The organism is Dyella sp. (assembly GCF_051962475.1).
Taxonomy (GTDB): domain Bacteria; phylum Pseudomonadota; class Gammaproteobacteria; order Xanthomonadales; family Rhodanobacteraceae; genus Dyella_A.
On the sequence record NZ_JBQCCF010000059.1, the window covers coordinates 1 to 15,684 of the forward strand.

The following is a 15,684-nucleotide window of genomic DNA, read 5'->3' on the forward strand; positions in this document are numbered from 1 at the left end:
GACTGGAACACCACGCTCACCGCCCTGCGCGAGCAGCACGCCAAGCTCGGCTGATCGCGCCTTTCACTGTAGGAGCCCGCTCGCCGGCGATGCTTATTGGCCTCGATGTGCTACATGAGCAAAAGCATCGCCCGCGAGCGGGCTCCTACAGTGAAAGGCGCGATCAGCCGAGCTTGGCCTGCTGCTCGCGCAGGGCGGTGAGCGTGGTGTTCCAGTCGACGATGCGCTGGCGTTCCTGCGCCACCACCTCGGCCGGTGCGTTGGCAACGAAGTTGGCGTTGCCGAGCTTGCCTTCGCACTTCTTGATCTCGCCCTCGATGCGGGCGATTTCCTTGGCGAGGCGCGCCTTCTCGGCGGTGAGGTCGATCAGGCCGGCGAGCGGAATCAGCACGCGCAGCGAGCCGACCACCGCGGCCGCCGCGGCCGGTTCGTCGGCGCCCGGTTCGATCCATTGAGGAGTCTCGACGCGGGCGAGGAAGGCGATCTGCGCAGCGAACTTGGCCGCGCGGGCGCGATCGGTAGCGTCGCCGTCGGCCAGCAGCAGCGGGATGGTCTTGCCCGGGGCGATGTTCATTTCCGCGCGGATCTTGCGCACGCCGGAGAGCACGGCCTTGAACCATTCGATCTCGGCAGTGGCGGCCTCGTCGGCGGCGAAGTCGGCCGCGCGCGGATAGGCGCGCTGGATCAGCAGGTTTTCGGCGGCATCGGCGCCGGCGCGCGGCGCCGAGTGCGGCGGCAGCTCCCGGGAAATTTCCTCGGTGATGAACGGAATGATCGGATGCAGCGCGCGCAGCACCGCCTCCAGCACCACCAGCAGGGTGTGGCGGGTGGAGGCCGCTGCGTCCGCGTCGTTGCCGCTCAGTGCGGGCTTGGACAGCTCCAGGAACCAGTCGCAATACTCGTTCCAGACGAACTCGTACAGCGATTGCGCCAGCAGGTCGAAGCGGTAGCTGGCGAAGTGCTGTTCGACTTCGACGAGGGTCTGCTTGAGGCGAGTGAGGATCCAGCGCTCAGCCTCGGTGACCGGGGCGGCAAAGCCCCTCTCCCCGCGGGAGAGGGGTTGGGGTGAGGGTACGGAGGTACTGGAAGCCTGCGCTCCGCCCGAACCCTCACCCGGCGCATCCGCGCCACCCTCTCCCGTGGGGAGAGGGGCTTCCACGTTCATCAGCACGAAGCGCGCCGCGTTCCACAGCTTGTTGCAGAACGCCTTGTAGCCCTCGGCCCGCTTGATGTCGAAGTTGATCGTGCGGCTGTAGCTGGCCAGCGCGGCGAAGGTGAAGCGCAGCGCGTCAGTGCCGATCGCGGTGATGCCGGCGGGGTAGTCCTTGCGCACGCGCTTCTCGACCTTCTCGCGCTCCTGCGGCAGCAGCAGGCTCTTGGTCGACTTGGCCACCAGCGGCTCCAGCGCGATGCCGTCGATCAGGTCCAGCGGGTCCAGCGTGTTGCCCTTGGACTTGGACATCTTCTGGCCTTCGGCGTCGCGCACGATGGCGTTGATGTAGACCTCGCGGAAGGGCACCTGCCGGGTGAAGTACAGGGTCGCCATCACCATGCGCGCGACCCAGAAGAAGATGATGTCGAAGCCGGTGACCAGCACCGCGCTGGGCAGGAAGATCTTGTCGTTTTCCCAGTTAGCGACCACCTCGCCGCGCTCGTTCCTCACCGGGCCCTCCATCGGCCAGCCCAGCGTGGAGAACGGCCACAGCGCGGAGGAGAACCAGGTGTCGAGCACGTCCTCGTCCTGGCGCAGCGCACCCACCGGCGGCTGCACGGCGTTGGCGCGCGCGTCGGCCTCGTCCTCGCCCACGAAGATGTTGCCCTGCTCGTCGTACCAGGCCGGGATGCGGTGGCCCCACCAGAGCTGGCGGCTGATGCACCAGTCCTGGATGTTCTCCAGCCACTGTGTGTAGGTGGTCGACCAGTTCTCCGGCACGAACTTGATATCGCCGCCGCGCACGGCCTGCAGCGCCGGCTCGGTGATCGCCTTGCGCCCGCCCGGGCGGCCGTCGCGCAGCGTGTCGGAGGTGAGGTCGACGAACCACTGGTCGGTCAGCATCGGCTCGATCACCGCGCCCGAGCGCTGGCTCACCGGCACCTTGAGCTTGTGCGGCTTGGTTTCCACCAGCAGCCCGGCGGCTTCGAGGTCGGCGAGGATCGCCTTGCGCGCGTCGTAGCGGTCGAGACCCCGGTACTTCTCCGGGCCGCGTTCGTTGACCTTCGCGTCCAGCGTGAAGATGGTGATCGGCGCGAGCTGATGGCGCTGGCCGATCGCGTAGTCGTTGAAGTCGTGCGCCGGGGTGATCTTCACGCAGCCGGTGCCGAACTCGCGGTCGACGTAGTCGTCGGCGATCACCGGGATCTCGCGGCCGGTCAGCGGCAGATGCAACTTCTGGCCGATCAGATGGGCGTAGCGCTCATCCTCCGGATGCACCGCCACGGCGACGTCGCCGAGCATGGTCTCCGGGCGCGTGGTGGCGATCACCACCGACTCGGCGCCATCGGTGGTCAGGTAGCGGATCGACCACATCGAGCCGTCGCGCTCGACGTTGTCCACCTCGAGATCGGACACCGCGGTGCCCAGCGCCGGGTCCCAGTTCACCAGGCGGTTGCCGCGGTAGATCAGGCCGTCGCGGTACCACTGCACGAACACCTTGCGCACGGCGGCGGAGAGCCCCTCGTCCATGGTGAAGCGTTCGCGCGACCAGTCCGCCGCCACGCCGAGCCGGCGCATCTGGTTCGTGATGGTGGAGCCGGACTCCTCCTTCCACTGCCACACGCGCTCGACGAACGGCTCGCGGCCCAGGTCGTGGCGCGTCTTGCCCTCGGCGGCGAGCTGGTTCTCCACGATCTTCTGCGTGGCGATGCCGGCGTGGTCGGTGCCCACCTGCCACAGCGTGTTCATGCCGCCCATGCGCTGGTAGCGGATCAGCATGTCCATCACGGTCTGCTGGAACGCATGACCCATGTGCAGCGTGCCGGTGACGTTCGGCGGCGGCAGCAGGATGCAGTACGGATCGCCCTTGGCCGTGTCGCCATCGTCGGCCGGCTTGAACACGCCGCGGGCTTCCCAGCGGGCATACCAGGTGGATTCGATCTGGGCGGGTTCGAAGCTCTTTTCCATGGGGACTCGCTTAGGGCGCGCGCACCGGCCGGCGCGCGTCGTGGAAGGCGTAAAGCGGGCATTGTACGGGCCGCGCCCAAGGCTGCCAAAGCGCGCCGACGCTGGCGTGGTCCGATCGATCAACCGACGCAAGCGTGGCGCGGGCCCGGGTCTGCCGGGTGCCGGGGATGCGAGAATCGCCCGACGCGGGCTCGCCGCGGGTGCCAGGGCTTGATGTACGTGCGATGGATGAACGGGGACGCGGCTAGGTTCGCGCAGCAGGACCGGAGCGGGCGCGGCCGCCGCGCGCGGTGGTGGTGGACGCTTTCAGCGATGCTGGTGCTGGCCTCGGCCGCAGGCCTTGCTTCGGCCGCGGTGCCAGAACGCGCCGGCTGGACGCTGCAGTTCAGCGACGACTTCAACGGCGCCGCCGGCCAGCTGCCCTCGGCCACGCTGTGGCGCTTCGATGTCGGGCACGGCTACCCCGGTGGCCCGCCGAACTGGGGCACGCACGAGATCCAGCGCTACACCACCGATCCGGCCAACCTGGGCCTGGACGGGCACGGCCACCTGCGCATCACGCCGCGGCGCGACGCGACAGGCGAGTGGACCTCGGCACGCATCGAGACGCAGCGCGACGACTTCCGACCGCCGGAAGGCGGCGTGCTGCGCATGGAAGCGCGGCTGCAGATGCCCAACGTCACCGGCGAGGCGGCGCTCGGCTACTGGCCGGCCTTCTGGGCGCTGGGCGAGAGCTTTCGCCGCACCGGCAACTGGCCGCAGGCGGGCGAGTTCGACATCATGGAAAACGTCAACGGCCTCAATCTGGTGTGGGGCACCCTGCATTGCGGCGTGCTCCCCGACGGCCCGTGCGGCGAGCCCAACGGTATCGGTCAGCACAGTCCCTGCGCCCCCACCAGCTGCCAAGGCGGCTTCCACACCTACGCCTTTGAATGGGACCGCAGCGTGGCGCCCGAAGCGTTGCGCTGGTATCTGGACGGCCAGCTCTACGGCGTGATCACCCGTGATCGCCTGCCGCCGGCCACCTGGCAGGAGGTCACCGGCCAGCGCGGCTACTTCCTGCTGCTCAACGTGGCGATGGGCGGCGACTTCGCCTATGCCATCTCTGGCGGTCGCGAAACCCCGGTGCCAGCGACCGAGCCAGGCCACCCGATGGTGGTGGACTACGTGGCGGTGTGGACGCGCGTCGGTTCGCCCTGAAGGTGGCTAACGGCGCGCAGCGCCACGTCAGTGCACGCGTGCGCCGCTGAGACGCTGCATCAGGGGAGCCGCATCGAGCAGCATCACGGTGGTCTGATCGGGCAGGTCGACCACTTCGTGCAGGTCGTGCTGCAATTCCGCGTCCAGGCGCTGCGCCACCATGCCGGGAATGCGCAGCTTGTCGGCGCGGTCGATGCTGACGATGTCGTGGATCGCATCCACCACGAGGCCGATCTTCTCGCCGTCGCGATCCACCACGAGGATCTTGCCAGCCACCGTGCCATCGGTCGCTACCATGCCGTAGAGCGTGCGCAGGTCGACCACGGTGATCAGTTGCTGGCGCAGGTTGAGCACGCCGCGCACATAGGCCGGCGCCCCGGGCGGGCGCATCAGTGTGGGGTCGTCGTCGATGACCTCGCACAGTTGCTCGATGCGCAGGCCCATCAGGCGCTCGAGCTGGAAGGTCACCCAGGTTTCGCGCGTGGCCTTGCGGCTGGAGCGCTGCGCCGCCTCCTCGTCGTCTTCGTTGCGGTACAGGTCGTGGTGCCCCTTGGCCAGGTGGGCCAGAAACGGGTCGCCATGCAGTGCGGTTGCATCGACCAGCACCAGATCGTCGGCTGCGTCGGCGCGGCCGCTGATGCAGCCGGCGAACACGCCGGCCTGGCCGGGGATCGTCGGCATCGGCAGCAGTTGCGCCTCCAGGAAGGCGACGATGCTGTCCACCTCGTCCACCAGCAGGCCCAGGTAGGAGTCGCCCTGGCGCAAGACGAGCACCCGGCGCAGGTCTTCACTCTGCCCAGGCAGCTCGTCGGTGCCGTGGGAGCAGCGCTCCAGCCCGAGGAAGCGGGCGAAGTCGAGCACCGGCACTGGGGCGCCGCGCAGGTGCACGCGGCCGAGGCAGCGATCATCGGCCAGCACCGAGTGCTCCAGTGCCGGCACGCGGATGATTTCGTGGATTTCCCCCATCGGCAGCGCCATGTGCCGGCCGCCGGCGCGGAACGACACCGCCTGCCGCCGCCGCCCCTGTGCCGCGCGTTGCGCGTGTGCCTGGGCCGCGAGATCCGGGTTCAGCACTTGCGGTAGACCCGGCAGGCGCGTCAGCGCCGAGGCCGACAGCACCTGCACGATGCGGCCACCCTGGTCCAGGTGGAACGCGCTCTCGATCAGCCCCAGCGACTCGCTGCCGTGGCGGAACGGCACGACCCGATGGCTTGGCAGGCGCAGCATTTCGCCGGTGCGGTCGAACAGCACGCCCAGGCGCGCGTCGCCCGCGGCCACGATGGCGATTCGGGCCTCGCCGCGATCGCCATCGTCCGTCAGGCCGACGAAGCGGCCCAGGTGGGCGATGGGGAGCAGCATGCCGCGCAGGTTGAACAGGCCCAGCAGGTGAGGGGGCGCCAGCGGCACCTGGGTTATCGCCGGAGGAAACGGCACGACCTCCTGCAGCGCGCCGATCGGCAGCGCCAGTTCGAAGTCGCCCAGGTGAAACGTGCCGAACAGCTGTGCCGTGTCCATGGCGGGGGCGGTTGCTAGGGGCTGCGTGTCCATGGCGAAGGCCTTTAGTGGAAGCGTTCGAAAGTGCGGACCGCAAACTGCTGCGCGTGGCAGTCGATGCTGAGCTGGCGCCCGTGCGTGCCACCGGTATCGGCGTGGATCACCCGGATGCCGGCCTCCGCCAGCAGCCGCTGCGCCATCCGTGCGTTCTGTTCGCCGATCAGGCCGTAGGGAGCCACCCTGACCGGTTGCACCATGCAGGCGCCGCCGGCCACCACGGCCTCGATCTCGGCATGATCAGCGTGCGCCGCGCCCATCAGTTGCAGCAGCGAGGGCAGGGCATCGGTGACGTACTTGGCCGAAGGCGCCGGCGCACGCAGGGCCGACTCGGGCAACAGGCAGTGCGCCAGTCCGCACAGATCGCGTCCGCGCCACAGCAGGCCGATGCCCACGCACGAGCCCAGCGTGGTGCGCAGCACCTGGCGGCCGCTGCCGGTGCGCACCTCGCACATCTTCACGTGCAGGTCCTGGTTGTTCATGCCGCTGCGCGACCGTTGCGGTAGATCAGTGGCTGTTGATACACAAAGCCGGTGCGAATGCGGCTGAGCGATTCGGATTCACCCACCAGCAGCACGGCCCGTTCGGCCATCGACCGGCGCACGTTCTCCAGCACCGCTTCCTGGCCGGCCTCGTCGAAGTAGATCAGCACATTGCGCAGCAGTACCAGGTCGAAGCGGGTGGGATCGCGCAGCGCCTGGTAGAGATTGTGCGGGCGAAAGCTGACCCCGGCGCGCAAGGCCGGCAGCACGGTGTGTGCCTCGCCCTCGGCCCGGAAAAACTTCTCCAGCATGGCTGGACGCACTTTGCGCAGGCCATCGATGTTGCGGCCCAGGTATTGCCCGGCGCGCGCGGTGTCGAGGACGCGCTGGGCGATGTCGGTGCCGAGGATGCGATAGCGAAACGTGGGATGCCGCTCGCGGAACTCCTCGCACAGCATCGCCACCGAATAGGCCTCTTCGCCGGTGGAGGAGGCTGCCGACCACACCTGCAGCGTGCCACTGGGGTGCGCCGCGTGCCAGGCCGGCAGGAAGCCGTGCCACAGGTAGTCCCAGATGCGGGGCGTACGGAAAAACGAGGTCTCGTTCGTCGTCACCAGGTCGATGAAGTGCCCGACCTCCTCGGCCGAAGTGTCCAGCACCGAGAGGTACTCGCGGTAACTGGACAGCGCCAGCGCCTGCAGTCGCCGGCGCAGGCGGCCGTGCAGGAGCGTCCATTTGCGGTCCGCCATCACGATGCCGGTATGCCGGCGCACCTGTGCGAACAGCGCACGCTGCGTGACCGGATCGGCGAGGGCTTCGGTATCGACCATGGTGCCCCCGATCAGACGGCGAAGTGATTGACGGTACGGCTCAGCTCGCTGGCGCCGGTCATCAGCGAATTGCACGAGCGGGCGATGTTGTCGCAGGTGGTGGCCGACTTCTCCGTCTCCTCGGCGATCTGCTGCACGGCGGTGGCGACTTCGCGGGCCGCCACGGCCTGTTCGTCGGCACCGCAGGAGATCTCGGACATGGCTTGGGTAGTGCGCGCCACGCCGAACACGATCTTGTCGAAGGCCTCGGCCGCTTCCTTGGAGACATCGCTGCCCTGGGAGACACGCCGGGTCGATTCGGTGATCAGCTTGGAGATCTCCTTGGCCGCCTGCGAGGAGCGTTCGGCCAGCTTGCGCACCTCATCGGCCACCACCGAAAAGCCCAGCCCGTGCTCGCCGGCGCGGGCCGCTTCGATCGCGGCATTGAAGGCGAGCAGGTTGGTCTGGCTGGCGATCTCGCTGATCACCTTGATGATCTCGCTGATGTCCTCGGAGGACTTGTTGATCAGCGCCATCGCCTCGATCGAGCGGTCGATCGCCTTGGCGCCACGCTCGGCTTCGAGCTGGGTGTCCTTGGCCAGCTGGTCGGCACTGCGCGCGTTGCTGGCGATGGAGTTGATCGATGCGGTGAGCTCTTCGATGGTGGCGTTCATCTCTTCCACCGTGGCGCCCAGCAGCTGTGCGCCGCTGGCCATGGAGCCCGACTGGCTGGCGATGTCGGTGGACTCCGCGGTGAAGCCATGGGTGCCCTCGATCACCTTGCCGATCACCGTGCGTAAGTCGCCCATCATCTGCTTGATGCCGGCGGCGAGCTGGTCAATCGGCTCGTCACCCTGTGGCGAGATCTCGCCGGTGAGATCGCCGGCAGCGGCGCGACGCACCGTCTGCAGCAACACGTCGACCTTGCGCTGGTCCTCCTCGGCGCGGCGCTTCACCGATTCCTCCAGTTCCACCTGGGCGGTGATGTCGGAGGCGAACTTGATCACCTTGTGCACACGTCCGTTGACGTCGTGCACCGGGTTGTAGGTGGCCTGCAGCCAGATCGTGCGATCGCCCTTGCCGATGCGGCGGTAGCGGCCCGAGTCGAACTGGCCGCTGCGCAGCCTGGTCCAGAAATCGGCGTAGGCCGAGCTGGAGGCAAGGGCCTCGTCGCAGAACATGCGGTGGTGCCGGCCCTGGATCTCCTCCAGCGTGTAGCCGACGGTGGCCAGGAAGTTGCTGTTGGCATGCAGCACGTGCCCGTCGAGGTCGAACTCGATCACCGCCTGGGCCTTGTCCAGCGCCGCCATTTTGCTGTGCACCTCGGCCCCTTCGGTGCGCGAGGCGGTGATGTCGGTGGCGAACTTGATCACCTTGTACGGTTTGCCCGCACTGTTCATGACCGGGTTGTAGGAGGCGTTGATCCACACCTCGCGCCCATCGGCGGTGAGGCGCTTGTATTCGCCCTTGTCGAACGCGCCGCTGCCCAGCCGTTCCCAGAACTTCTTGTACTCGGCGCTGGCCGCATAAGTCGGGTCGCAGAACATGCGGTGGTGCTGGCCCTGCACATGCTCCAGCGAGTAGCCGAGCAGGGACAGGAAGTTGTCGTTGGCATCGAGGATTCGTCCTTTCAGATCGAACTCGATGACCGCCTGGACGCGGTTAAGCGCATGGCTCAACGCCTTCATTTCCTGCAGTTCCATCTGCGGATCGGGAATTTCCTTGCCCATGGGTAGCCTCGTGATCAATGCGCCTGTGACGTGCGAACCGTGCGGGCGGCTGGGCCGGTGGCAGGGTGTCCGGTCGGACACGGGGTCACGGAGGCTTGAGGCCGATGCCTGTTCGTCCTTGGAACTATCAGCAGGGAGATGAGGCGAGCCGCATTCGATGGCCGTGGAAAACTACGGTTTCATCCTGGGCACATCCGCGCCATACCCTGACGCCGCGTTATCGACAAAAGTCGACGCGGACTTGAGCAAGGAACTGCCGGGCAGGGTCGAGCGGAGTGTGAGCTGCGTCAACTTTCGCGCAAGGTGCGGCCGTAGGCGTGCACCTCGTCCACCAGCACTTTCACGTGCTCCGGGTCGACTTCCGGCGTGATGCCGTGGCCGAGGTTGAACACGTGGCCGGGGTGGTTGCCGTAGCTGTCGAGCACGGCGCGGGCCTCGCGGCGGATTACGTCTGGGCTGGCGCGCAGGATCGCGGGGTCGAGGTTGCCCTGCAGCGCGACCTTGCCGGCCACGGCGCGGCGCGCGTCGGCCAGGTCGATGGTCCAGTCCACGCCCAGCGCGGCGCAGCCGGTGTCGGCCATCTCGGCCAGGTGAGCGCCGGCGCCCTTGGAGAACAGGATCACCGGCAGCGTGCCGGCCACCGCATCGGCCTTCAGCGCTTCCACCACGCGCTGCATGTAACGCAGCGAGAACTCGCGGAACGGCACCGGGCCGAGCAGACCGCCCCAGGTGTCGAACACCATCAGCGCCTGCGCGCCGGCGTGGGCCTGGGCGATCAGGTAAGCCGCCACGGCGCGGGCCAGCGTGTCGAGCAGCTGGTGGGCGAGCGCCGGTTCGTTCCAGCACATCACCTTGAGCGTGGCGAAATCCTTCGAGCCCTGGCCCTCAACCATGTAGCAGGCCAGCGTCCACGGGCTGCCGGAGAAACCGATCAGCGGCACGCGGCCGTCCAGCTCGCGGCGGATCAGCCGCACCGCGTCCATCACGTAGCGCAGCTCGCCGTCCATGTCCGGCACGGCCAGTTTCTGGATCGCCGCGGCGTCACGCAGTGGATGGGCGAACTGCGGGCCCTCGCCGGCGGCAAAGCTGAGCCCCAGGCCCATTGCGTCGGGGATGGTGAGGATATCGGAGAACAGGATCGCCGCGTCCAGCTCGAAGCGTTCCAGCGGCTGCAGCGTGACCTCGCAGGCGAACTCGGGATTCTGCGCCAGCCCCATGAAGCTACCGGCGCGTGCGCGGGTGGCGCGGTATTCGGGCAGGTAGCGACCGGCCTGACGCATCACCCAGATCGGCGTGGTGTCGGTGGGCTCGCGGCGCAGGGCGCGGAGGAAGCGGTCGTTTTTCAGCGGGGCGAGAGCCATCGGGAATACCTTGTGAAATCGTTGGAGCCCGATGCGTCCTTATCGGGATCTGGGCGGGCCCGCTGGTCAGAGCGCATGGGGAATCGTGCACCGAGACGCGCCGGGCTCTCAGCGCGAATGGGGCCCATCCATGCCCTGGCTGAACATCACGCGGTAGCCGCGCTTGAGCTGGGCGTCGCGCGCCTTCTCGAACGCGGCGATGGCCGCTTCGCGTTCCAGATACTGCTCGCGCTTGAGCGTGGCCTTGCCGCCCTGCGTGCCGGTTTCGCGGTACAGCGTCCAGCCGCCGAGCAGATCCTGCTCGAGCACGATCTGGACATAGCGCGGCGCTTCGGTCGAGGCGGGCGGGGTTTGCAGGTAGAGGCGCATGGCGTCCGGGGGAGGCGATTCGGGTGCGGCCAGCGGGCCGCGAGCCCGCCATTCTAGAAGGCCCGGGCGGATGGCGCGAGCGCGCCGGCTCAGTGCTCCGGTGGTGGCACCATGCGGCGGTGGCGCGTGAACCGCTCGGCCAGCAGCGGCAGCAGCGAGATCAGCGCGATGCCGCCCAGCGGCAGCAGCACGCTGCGATGGAACAGCAGGCCCAGTCCGATGTGGTCGCTCTGGCTGAGCGCATCGCCCAGCCCGGCGCCGACCAGGTTTTCGAACACCAGCGTCACCGTGCCGCCCAGCCAGGTGGCGCCGAGGAACAGCCACAGTCCGCAGCGCAGCCAGGCCAGGCACACGGTGACCGCACCGAACGGCAGCACCGGCACGAAGCGCAGGAACAGCGTGTAGCTCACCGGATGGTGGGCGAAGCCGTGACGCAGGCGCTCGACCAGCGCGGGCGGATGCTTGCGCCCGGCGCCGAACGCGTAGCGGCTGGCCAGGAACAGGATCAGCGAGCCCAGCGTGAGCGCGATGGAGGAATAGATCGTGCCCTCCACCACGCCGAACGCGAAGCCGCCGGCGAGGATGATCAGGATGGTGCCCGGAATGCCGGTGGCCATGCCCAGCGTCAGCAGGCCGATGTAGGCCAGCCGCGATAGCCACGGCGCGGCGGCGATCTCCGCGCGCAGGCGCTCCTGATGGGCCACCAGGTATTCCGGGCTGAACTGCGCCAGCGTGCCGGACGCATACAGCGCGATGCCGGCCAGCACCAGCAGGATCAGCGGCAGCGCGGCACGCAGCCGGCTCAATAGCCCGGCCCGCTTTCGCCGTACGCGGCCAGCACGGTGCGCGCCTGATCACGCAGGATGTCGCGGCGCACGGCGATGCCGCGGCGCTCCAGCTCGCCGGTCCAATCCGCCGGCAGCGGGCCTTCGTCGAACTCGGTCAGTTCCTCGACGTCGGCGGCGCGCGCGCCGATCAGCAGCTCGTCGATGCCCGCCCACACGGTGGCGCCGTAACACTGGCAGCACGGCTGCGCGCTGGTGGCCAGCACGTAGCGGCCGCCATCCTCATTGAGGCGGAAGCGCTGCAGCCGCTGCTGCGCGCCCATGTACGCCATCATCTCAGCGTGCGCCACCGAGCAGTTCTGCGGGATCACCCGGTTCACGCCGGCGGCGATCAGCCGCCCTTCGCCGTCGAACACCGCCGCGCCGAACGGGCCGCCGCTGCCGTTGGCCACGTTGTGGCGCGACAGCTCGATCGCCAGCCCCACGCGTTCCTCGTCAGTGAGGTAGCGGCGCGCGGTGTCGGCCACGTCGCCCAGCCAAGGCGGCAGGGTGAGATGGATCTGGATCGGAAGCATCGCCACCGGACTCAGACCTTGCTCGCCCAGGTATCGCGCAGCGTCACCACGCGGTTGAACACCGGATGGTGCGCGTGGTGGTCGACGCGGTCGGCGACGAAATAGCCCAGCCGCTCGAACTGGAGGCGCTGCTCCGGCTCAGCCAGCGAGGCGGCGCGCTCGACCCAGCCAGTGATGACGCGCTTGGCCTCCGGGTTGATGTGTTCGATCCAGCTCTTGCCGTCGCTTTCGTCGTCCGGCGCGGGCACGGCGAACAGGCGGTCGTACAGGCGCACCTCGGCGGCCACGCCGTGCGCAGCGCTGACCCAGTGGATGGTGCCCTTCACCTTGCGGTCGGCACCGGGCAGGCCGTGGCGCGATTCGGGATCGAGCGTGCAGCGCACCTCGGTCACGTGGCCGTCGACGTCCTTGACGATCGCCTCACACTTGACGATGCCGACGCCGCGCAGGCGCACCTCGCCCTCGGGCTTGAGTCGGTGGAAGCCCTTCGGCGGCACCTCGGCGAAATCGTCGCGCTCGATCCACACCTCGCGCGCGAACGGCACGGTGCGGCTGCCGAAGCTCTCGTCCTTGGGGTGGTTGGCGAAGGTGAGGATTTCCTCGTGGCCTTCGGGCAGGTTGGTGATCACCAGCTTGAGCGGATCGAGCACCGCCATGCGGCGCGGAGCGGTGGCGTCCAGATCCTCGCGCACGCAGCCTTCGAACACGGCGTAGTCGATCACGCTGTTCTGCTTGGACACGCCCAGGCGCTCGATCAGCAGGCGGATGCTGGCCGCAGTGAAGCCGCGCCGGCGCAGGCCGCGCAGGGTGTTCATGCGCGGATCGTCCCAGCCGTCCACGTGGCCTTCGTTCACCAGTTGCGCAAGCTTGCGCTTGGAGGTGATCGAGTAGCTGAGGTTGAGGCGCGAGAACTCGATCTGGCGCGGCTTGCTGGGCTTGGTTTCCAGCCCGGCGTCGACCAGCGGCTGCCACAGCTCGGGGTGGTTGGGCAGGTCCACCGCATCCACGAACCAGTCGTACAGCGGCCGGTGGTCCTCGAACTCCAGCGTGCACAGCGAGTGGGTGATCGACTCCAGCGCGTCGGACAGGCAGTGCGCGTAGTCGTACATCGGATAGATCGGCCAGGCGTCGCCGGTGTTCTGGTGGGCGATCTTGCGCACGCGGTAAATCGCCGGATCGCGCAGGTTGATGTTGCCGGAGGCCATGTCGATCTTCGCGCGCAGCGTCTTGCTGCCGTCTTCGAACTCGCCGGCGCGCATGCGGCGGAACAGGTCCAGGTTCTCCGCCACGCTGCGGTCGCGGAACGGCGAGTTGCGGCCCGGTTCGGTGAGCGTGCCGCGGTACGCGCGCACTTCGTCGGCATTGAGGTCGTCCACGTAGGCCTTGCCGTCCTCGATCAGCTTGATCGCGGCGCGGTAGAACACCTCGAAGTAGTCCGAGGCGTGGCGCAGCTCGTGCCAGTCGTAGCCGAGCCAGCGCACGTCGTCCTTGATGCCCTCGACGAACTCGGGGTCTTCCTTGCCCGGGTTGGTGTCGTCCAGGCGCAGGTTGCACCAGCCGCCGGCGAACTCCTGGGCGATGCCGAAATTCAGGCAGATCGCCTTGGCGTGGCCGATGTGCAGGTAGCCATTGGGCTCGGGCGGGAAGCGCGTGCGGGTGCTGGCGTGCTTGCCGCTGGCCAGGTCGTCGCGAATGATCTGGCGGATGAAGTCGCGCGGCGCGTCGGACGCGGGGCTGGACGGGGCGCTGGGGGTTTCGTTGGACATCGGGGACTTCAGCTCGCTGACGCGTGGGCGGAAAGCTGCCGAGTTTACCCGGTCGCACGTTGCCAGCCACCCGCACGCCCCGCGGCAGCGCGCTTGCCGGGGTGTCGCATCCGCACTAGCGTGCAGGGTATGCACATCGCCTACCGCGCCGAAACCCTGATCGATGCCCACCTGGTGAAGGACGCACTGGAGCGTGCCGAGATCCCCGCTTTCGTCACCGGCGAATACCTCACCGGCGGCGTGGGCCAGCTGCCGGCGATGGATTACGTGGCGGTGATGGTGCCCGAGGCGGCGCGTGAGGCCGCCGACCGCGTGGTGGCCGAGGTGGAGCGGGCGCTGGCGGAATCGCGCGCCGCGTCGGCCGACTGGGACGCCGATCCGGGCCTGTCCGGCCCGCTCATCGCCTGAGCCCATCGATGGCTGCCTCTTCGACCGATCCGGCGCTGCCGGGAGCGACCGCGCTGCCGCACCGCGCCGACGTGCTGGCGATGGTGGCCGGCGCGGCGCTGCTCTCGTGCACCAGCATCTTCGTGGTGCTGGCGCAGGTGGCGCCGGCGGTGTCGGCGTTCTATCGGATGCTGTTCGGTGGCGTGGCGCTGCTGGGTTGGGTGGTTGTGACCGGCCGTTGGCGCCCGATCGGTCGTCGCGATGTGCTGCTAGCCCTGCTGCCCGCGCTGGGGCTGGCCGGCGACCTGCTGCTGTGGCATCGCTCGATCCTGTGGGTGGGGCCGGGCGTGGCCACGCTGCTGACCAATTTTCAGGTGTTCCTGCTCGCGCTGGTGGGCGTGGTGGCCTATCGCGAGCGGCTGGCGCCGGCGTTCTGGCCGGGCATGGTGCTGGCACTGGCGGGGCTGTGGCTGCTGGTGGGCGCGCACTGGTCGCTGTTCGATGCGGCGCATCGTCTCGGCGTGTGGTTCGGCCTGACCAGCTGCCTTGCCTATACGGTCTACCTGCTGAGCTTTCGCCGCGCGCTGTCCGGGCGCACCGCGCTGGCGCCGGCGCAGTTCCTCGGTTTGATGAGCCTGCTGTGTGCGGCGGCGCTGGGCGCGTGGTGCGTGATCGAGCGCGAGTCGCTGGCGCTGGTCACGCTGCGCGGCTGGAGTTCGCTGCTGGCGCTGGGTCTGCTCGGCCAGGTGGTCGCCTGGCTGCTGATCGTGCGCTCGATGCCGCGCCTGCCGGCCTCGCTGGTGGGCCTGCTGTTGTTGCTGCAGCCGGCGCTGGCGTTCGTGCTGGACGTGGCGCTGTTCGCCCGTCCCACCGTGGCGCTGGACTGGTGCGGCCTGATCGTGGCGCTGGCCGGTATCCTGCTCGGCACGTGGCGGCCGCGTCGCGCTGCCTGATCGCCCCCTTTTTCGGAACCTGCCGATGCATCCGCTCGCCGCCTACGTTCGTGCCGTGCCCGATTTCCCCCAGCCCGGCATCGTGTTTCGCGACATCACCCCGCTGCTGGCTGACGCCAGCGCCTTCGCGCGCTGCATCGACGCGCTGGCCGAGCCTTGGCTGGGGCAGGGCGTGCAGGCGGTGTGCGGGATCGAATCACGCGGTTTCATCTTCGGTGCCGCGCTGGCGCAGAAGCTCAACGCCGGCTTCGTGCCGCTGCGCAAGCCAGGCAAGTTGCCGCCGCCGGTGACCGGGGTGGACTACCAGCTCGAATACGGCCGTGACCGCCTGGAGGCTCGCGACGACGCGCTCCGCGCCGGCGAGCGCGCGCTGCTGGTTGACGATGTGCTGGCCACCGGCGGCACTCTACTCGCGGCCCGAGCGCTGGTGGAGCAGCTCGGTGCGCAGCTGATGGGCGCGGCAGTGGTGATCGAGCTCGATGCCCTCGGCGGGCGATCGCGCTGGCAGGGCACGCCGTTGCTGCACGGTCTGCTGCACTACTGACGTGAAAGCGTGCTCACCGGGCTGAACCAGGCATCGCTGCATGGGCGCTCT

General features: G+C 68.7%; 14 protein-coding genes. 4 read left to right on the forward strand and 10 right to left on the reverse strand.

All coding sequences use genetic code 11. The features are described from left to right. Positions 1 to 163 precede the first annotated feature (163 nt). Positions 164 to 3,121 carry a valine--tRNA ligase gene (locus ACTHJF_RS13095; RefSeq protein WP_440267496.1) on the reverse strand — a complete coding sequence of 986 codons (2,958 nt, stop codon included), beginning with the start codon at positions 3,119 to 3,121 and terminating at the stop codon, positions 164 to 166. Positions 3,122 to 3,433: 312 nt separating this feature from the next. On the opposite strand from ACTHJF_RS13095, the gene ACTHJF_RS13100 reads away from it, so the two are divergent. Next, the gene (locus ACTHJF_RS13100; protein WP_440267497.1) at positions 3,434 to 4,321 is read left to right on the forward strand and encodes a glycoside hydrolase family 16 protein; all 888 of its coding nucleotides are present in this window, start codon (positions 3,434 to 3,436) and stop codon (positions 4,319 to 4,321) included. A 27-nt stretch (positions 4,322 to 4,348) separates the two neighbouring features. Here the strand turns inward: ACTHJF_RS13100 and ACTHJF_RS13105 are convergent, their stop codons facing one another. The 9 genes from ACTHJF_RS13105 to ACTHJF_RS13145 form a co-directional block, all read right to left on the reverse strand. After that, complete coding sequence (locus ACTHJF_RS13105; protein WP_440267498.1) at positions 4,349 to 5,869, reverse strand: chemotaxis protein CheW; 1,521 nt, start codon at positions 5,867 to 5,869, stop codon at positions 4,349 to 4,351. A gap of 11 nt (positions 5,870 to 5,880) precedes the next feature. After that, the gene (locus ACTHJF_RS13110) at positions 5,881 to 6,354 is read right to left on the reverse strand and encodes a chemotaxis protein CheD (RefSeq protein ID WP_440267499.1); all 474 of its coding nucleotides are present in this window, start codon (positions 6,352 to 6,354) and stop codon (positions 5,881 to 5,883) included. Next, positions 6,351 to 7,184 carry a CheR family methyltransferase gene (locus ACTHJF_RS13115; RefSeq protein ID WP_440267500.1) on the reverse strand — a complete coding sequence of 278 codons (834 nt, stop codon included), beginning with the start codon at positions 7,182 to 7,184 and terminating at the stop codon, positions 6,351 to 6,353. Before ACTHJF_RS13115 ends, ACTHJF_RS13110 begins: the two co-directional genes overlap by 4 nt. Positions 7,185 to 7,195: 11 nt before the next feature. Next, on the reverse strand, positions 7,196 to 8,893 hold the full coding sequence (locus ACTHJF_RS13120; protein ID WP_440267501.1) for a methyl-accepting chemotaxis protein: 1,698 nt from the start codon (positions 8,891 to 8,893) through the stop codon (positions 7,196 to 7,198). A gap of 287 nt (positions 8,894 to 9,180) precedes the next feature. Beyond that, positions 9,181 to 10,254 (reverse strand): uroporphyrinogen decarboxylase, encoded by a 1,074-nt coding sequence (gene hemE, locus ACTHJF_RS13125; protein ID WP_440267502.1) that lies wholly within the window; start codon positions 10,252 to 10,254, stop codon positions 9,181 to 9,183. Between the two features lie 108 nt (positions 10,255 to 10,362). Beyond that, positions 10,363 to 10,623, reverse strand: coding sequence for a WGR domain-containing protein (locus tag ACTHJF_RS13130; protein ID WP_440267503.1), 261 nt, complete (start codon positions 10,621 to 10,623; stop codon positions 10,363 to 10,365). Between the two features lie 89 nt (positions 10,624 to 10,712). After that, positions 10,713 to 11,429, reverse strand: a complete 717-nt coding sequence (locus ACTHJF_RS13135; RefSeq protein WP_440267504.1) for a TVP38/TMEM64 family protein — start codon at positions 11,427 to 11,429, stop codon at positions 10,713 to 10,715. After that, on the reverse strand, positions 11,426 to 11,983 hold the full coding sequence (locus tag ACTHJF_RS13140; RefSeq protein ID WP_440267518.1) for a nucleoside deaminase: 558 nt from the start codon (positions 11,981 to 11,983) through the stop codon (positions 11,426 to 11,428). The genes ACTHJF_RS13135 and ACTHJF_RS13140 overlap by 4 nt, the downstream gene beginning before the upstream one ends. Positions 11,984 to 11,994: 11 nt before the next feature. Beyond that, positions 11,995 to 13,749, reverse strand: coding sequence for a glutamine--tRNA ligase/YqeY domain fusion protein (locus ACTHJF_RS13145; RefSeq protein WP_440267505.1), 1,755 nt, complete (start codon positions 13,747 to 13,749; stop codon positions 11,995 to 11,997). 129 nt (positions 13,750 to 13,878) lie between these two features. On the opposite strand from ACTHJF_RS13145, the gene ACTHJF_RS13150 reads away from it, so the two are divergent. The 3 genes from ACTHJF_RS13150 to ACTHJF_RS13160 are packed head-to-tail and all read left to right on the forward strand — an operon-like array spanning position 13,879 to position 15,633. Further along, on the forward strand, positions 13,879 to 14,157 hold the full coding sequence (locus tag ACTHJF_RS13150; RefSeq protein WP_440267506.1) for a putative signal transducing protein: 279 nt from the start codon (positions 13,879 to 13,881) through the stop codon (positions 14,155 to 14,157). A gap of 8 nt (positions 14,158 to 14,165) precedes the next feature. Then, positions 14,166 to 15,089 carry a DMT family transporter gene (locus ACTHJF_RS13155; RefSeq protein ID WP_440267507.1) on the forward strand — a complete coding sequence of 308 codons (924 nt, stop codon included), beginning with the start codon at positions 14,166 to 14,168 and terminating at the stop codon, positions 15,087 to 15,089. A 25-nt stretch (positions 15,090 to 15,114) separates the two neighbouring features. Further along, positions 15,115 to 15,633, forward strand: a complete 519-nt coding sequence (locus ACTHJF_RS13160; protein ID WP_440267508.1) for an adenine phosphoribosyltransferase — start codon at positions 15,115 to 15,117, stop codon at positions 15,631 to 15,633. Positions 15,634 to 15,684: the final 51 nt, after the last annotated feature.

Coding starts and splice junctions, on each gene's coding strand:
- ACTHJF_RS13095 (WP_440267496.1), bottom strand. CDS start 3,121: ATGGAAAAGAGCTTCGAACCCGCCCAGATCGAATCCACCTGGTATGCC.
- ACTHJF_RS13100 (WP_440267497.1), top strand. CDS start 3,434: ATGCTGGTGCTGGCCTCGGCCGCAGGCCTTGCTTCGGCCGCGGTGCCA.
- ACTHJF_RS13105 (WP_440267498.1), bottom strand. CDS start 5,869: ATGGACACGCAGCCCCTAGCAACCGCCCCCGCCATGGACACGGCACAG.
- ACTHJF_RS13110 (WP_440267499.1), bottom strand. CDS start 6,354: ATGAACAACCAGGACCTGCACGTGAAGATGTGCGAGGTGCGCACCGGC.
- ACTHJF_RS13115 (WP_440267500.1), bottom strand. CDS start 7,184: ATGGTCGATACCGAAGCCCTCGCCGATCCGGTCACGCAGCGTGCGCTG.
- ACTHJF_RS13120 (WP_440267501.1), bottom strand. CDS start 8,893: ATGGGCAAGGAAATTCCCGATCCGCAGATGGAACTGCAGGAAATGAAG.
- hemE (WP_440267502.1), bottom strand. CDS start 10,254: ATGGCTCTCGCCCCGCTGAAAAACGACCGCTTCCTCCGCGCCCTGCGC.
- ACTHJF_RS13130 (WP_440267503.1), bottom strand. CDS start 10,623: ATGCGCCTCTACCTGCAAACCCCGCCCGCCTCGACCGAAGCGCCGCGC.
- ACTHJF_RS13140 (WP_440267518.1), bottom strand. CDS start 11,983: ATGCTTCCGATCCAGATCCATCTCACCCTGCCGCCTTGGCTGGGCGAC.
- ACTHJF_RS13145 (WP_440267505.1), bottom strand. CDS start 13,749: ATGTCCAACGAAACCCCCAGCGCCCCGTCCAGCCCCGCGTCCGACGCG.
- ACTHJF_RS13150 (WP_440267506.1), top strand. CDS start 13,879: ATGCACATCGCCTACCGCGCCGAAACCCTGATCGATGCCCACCTGGTG.
- ACTHJF_RS13155 (WP_440267507.1), top strand. CDS start 14,166: ATGGCTGCCTCTTCGACCGATCCGGCGCTGCCGGGAGCGACCGCGCTG.
- ACTHJF_RS13160 (WP_440267508.1), top strand. CDS start 15,115: ATGCATCCGCTCGCCGCCTACGTTCGTGCCGTGCCCGATTTCCCCCAG.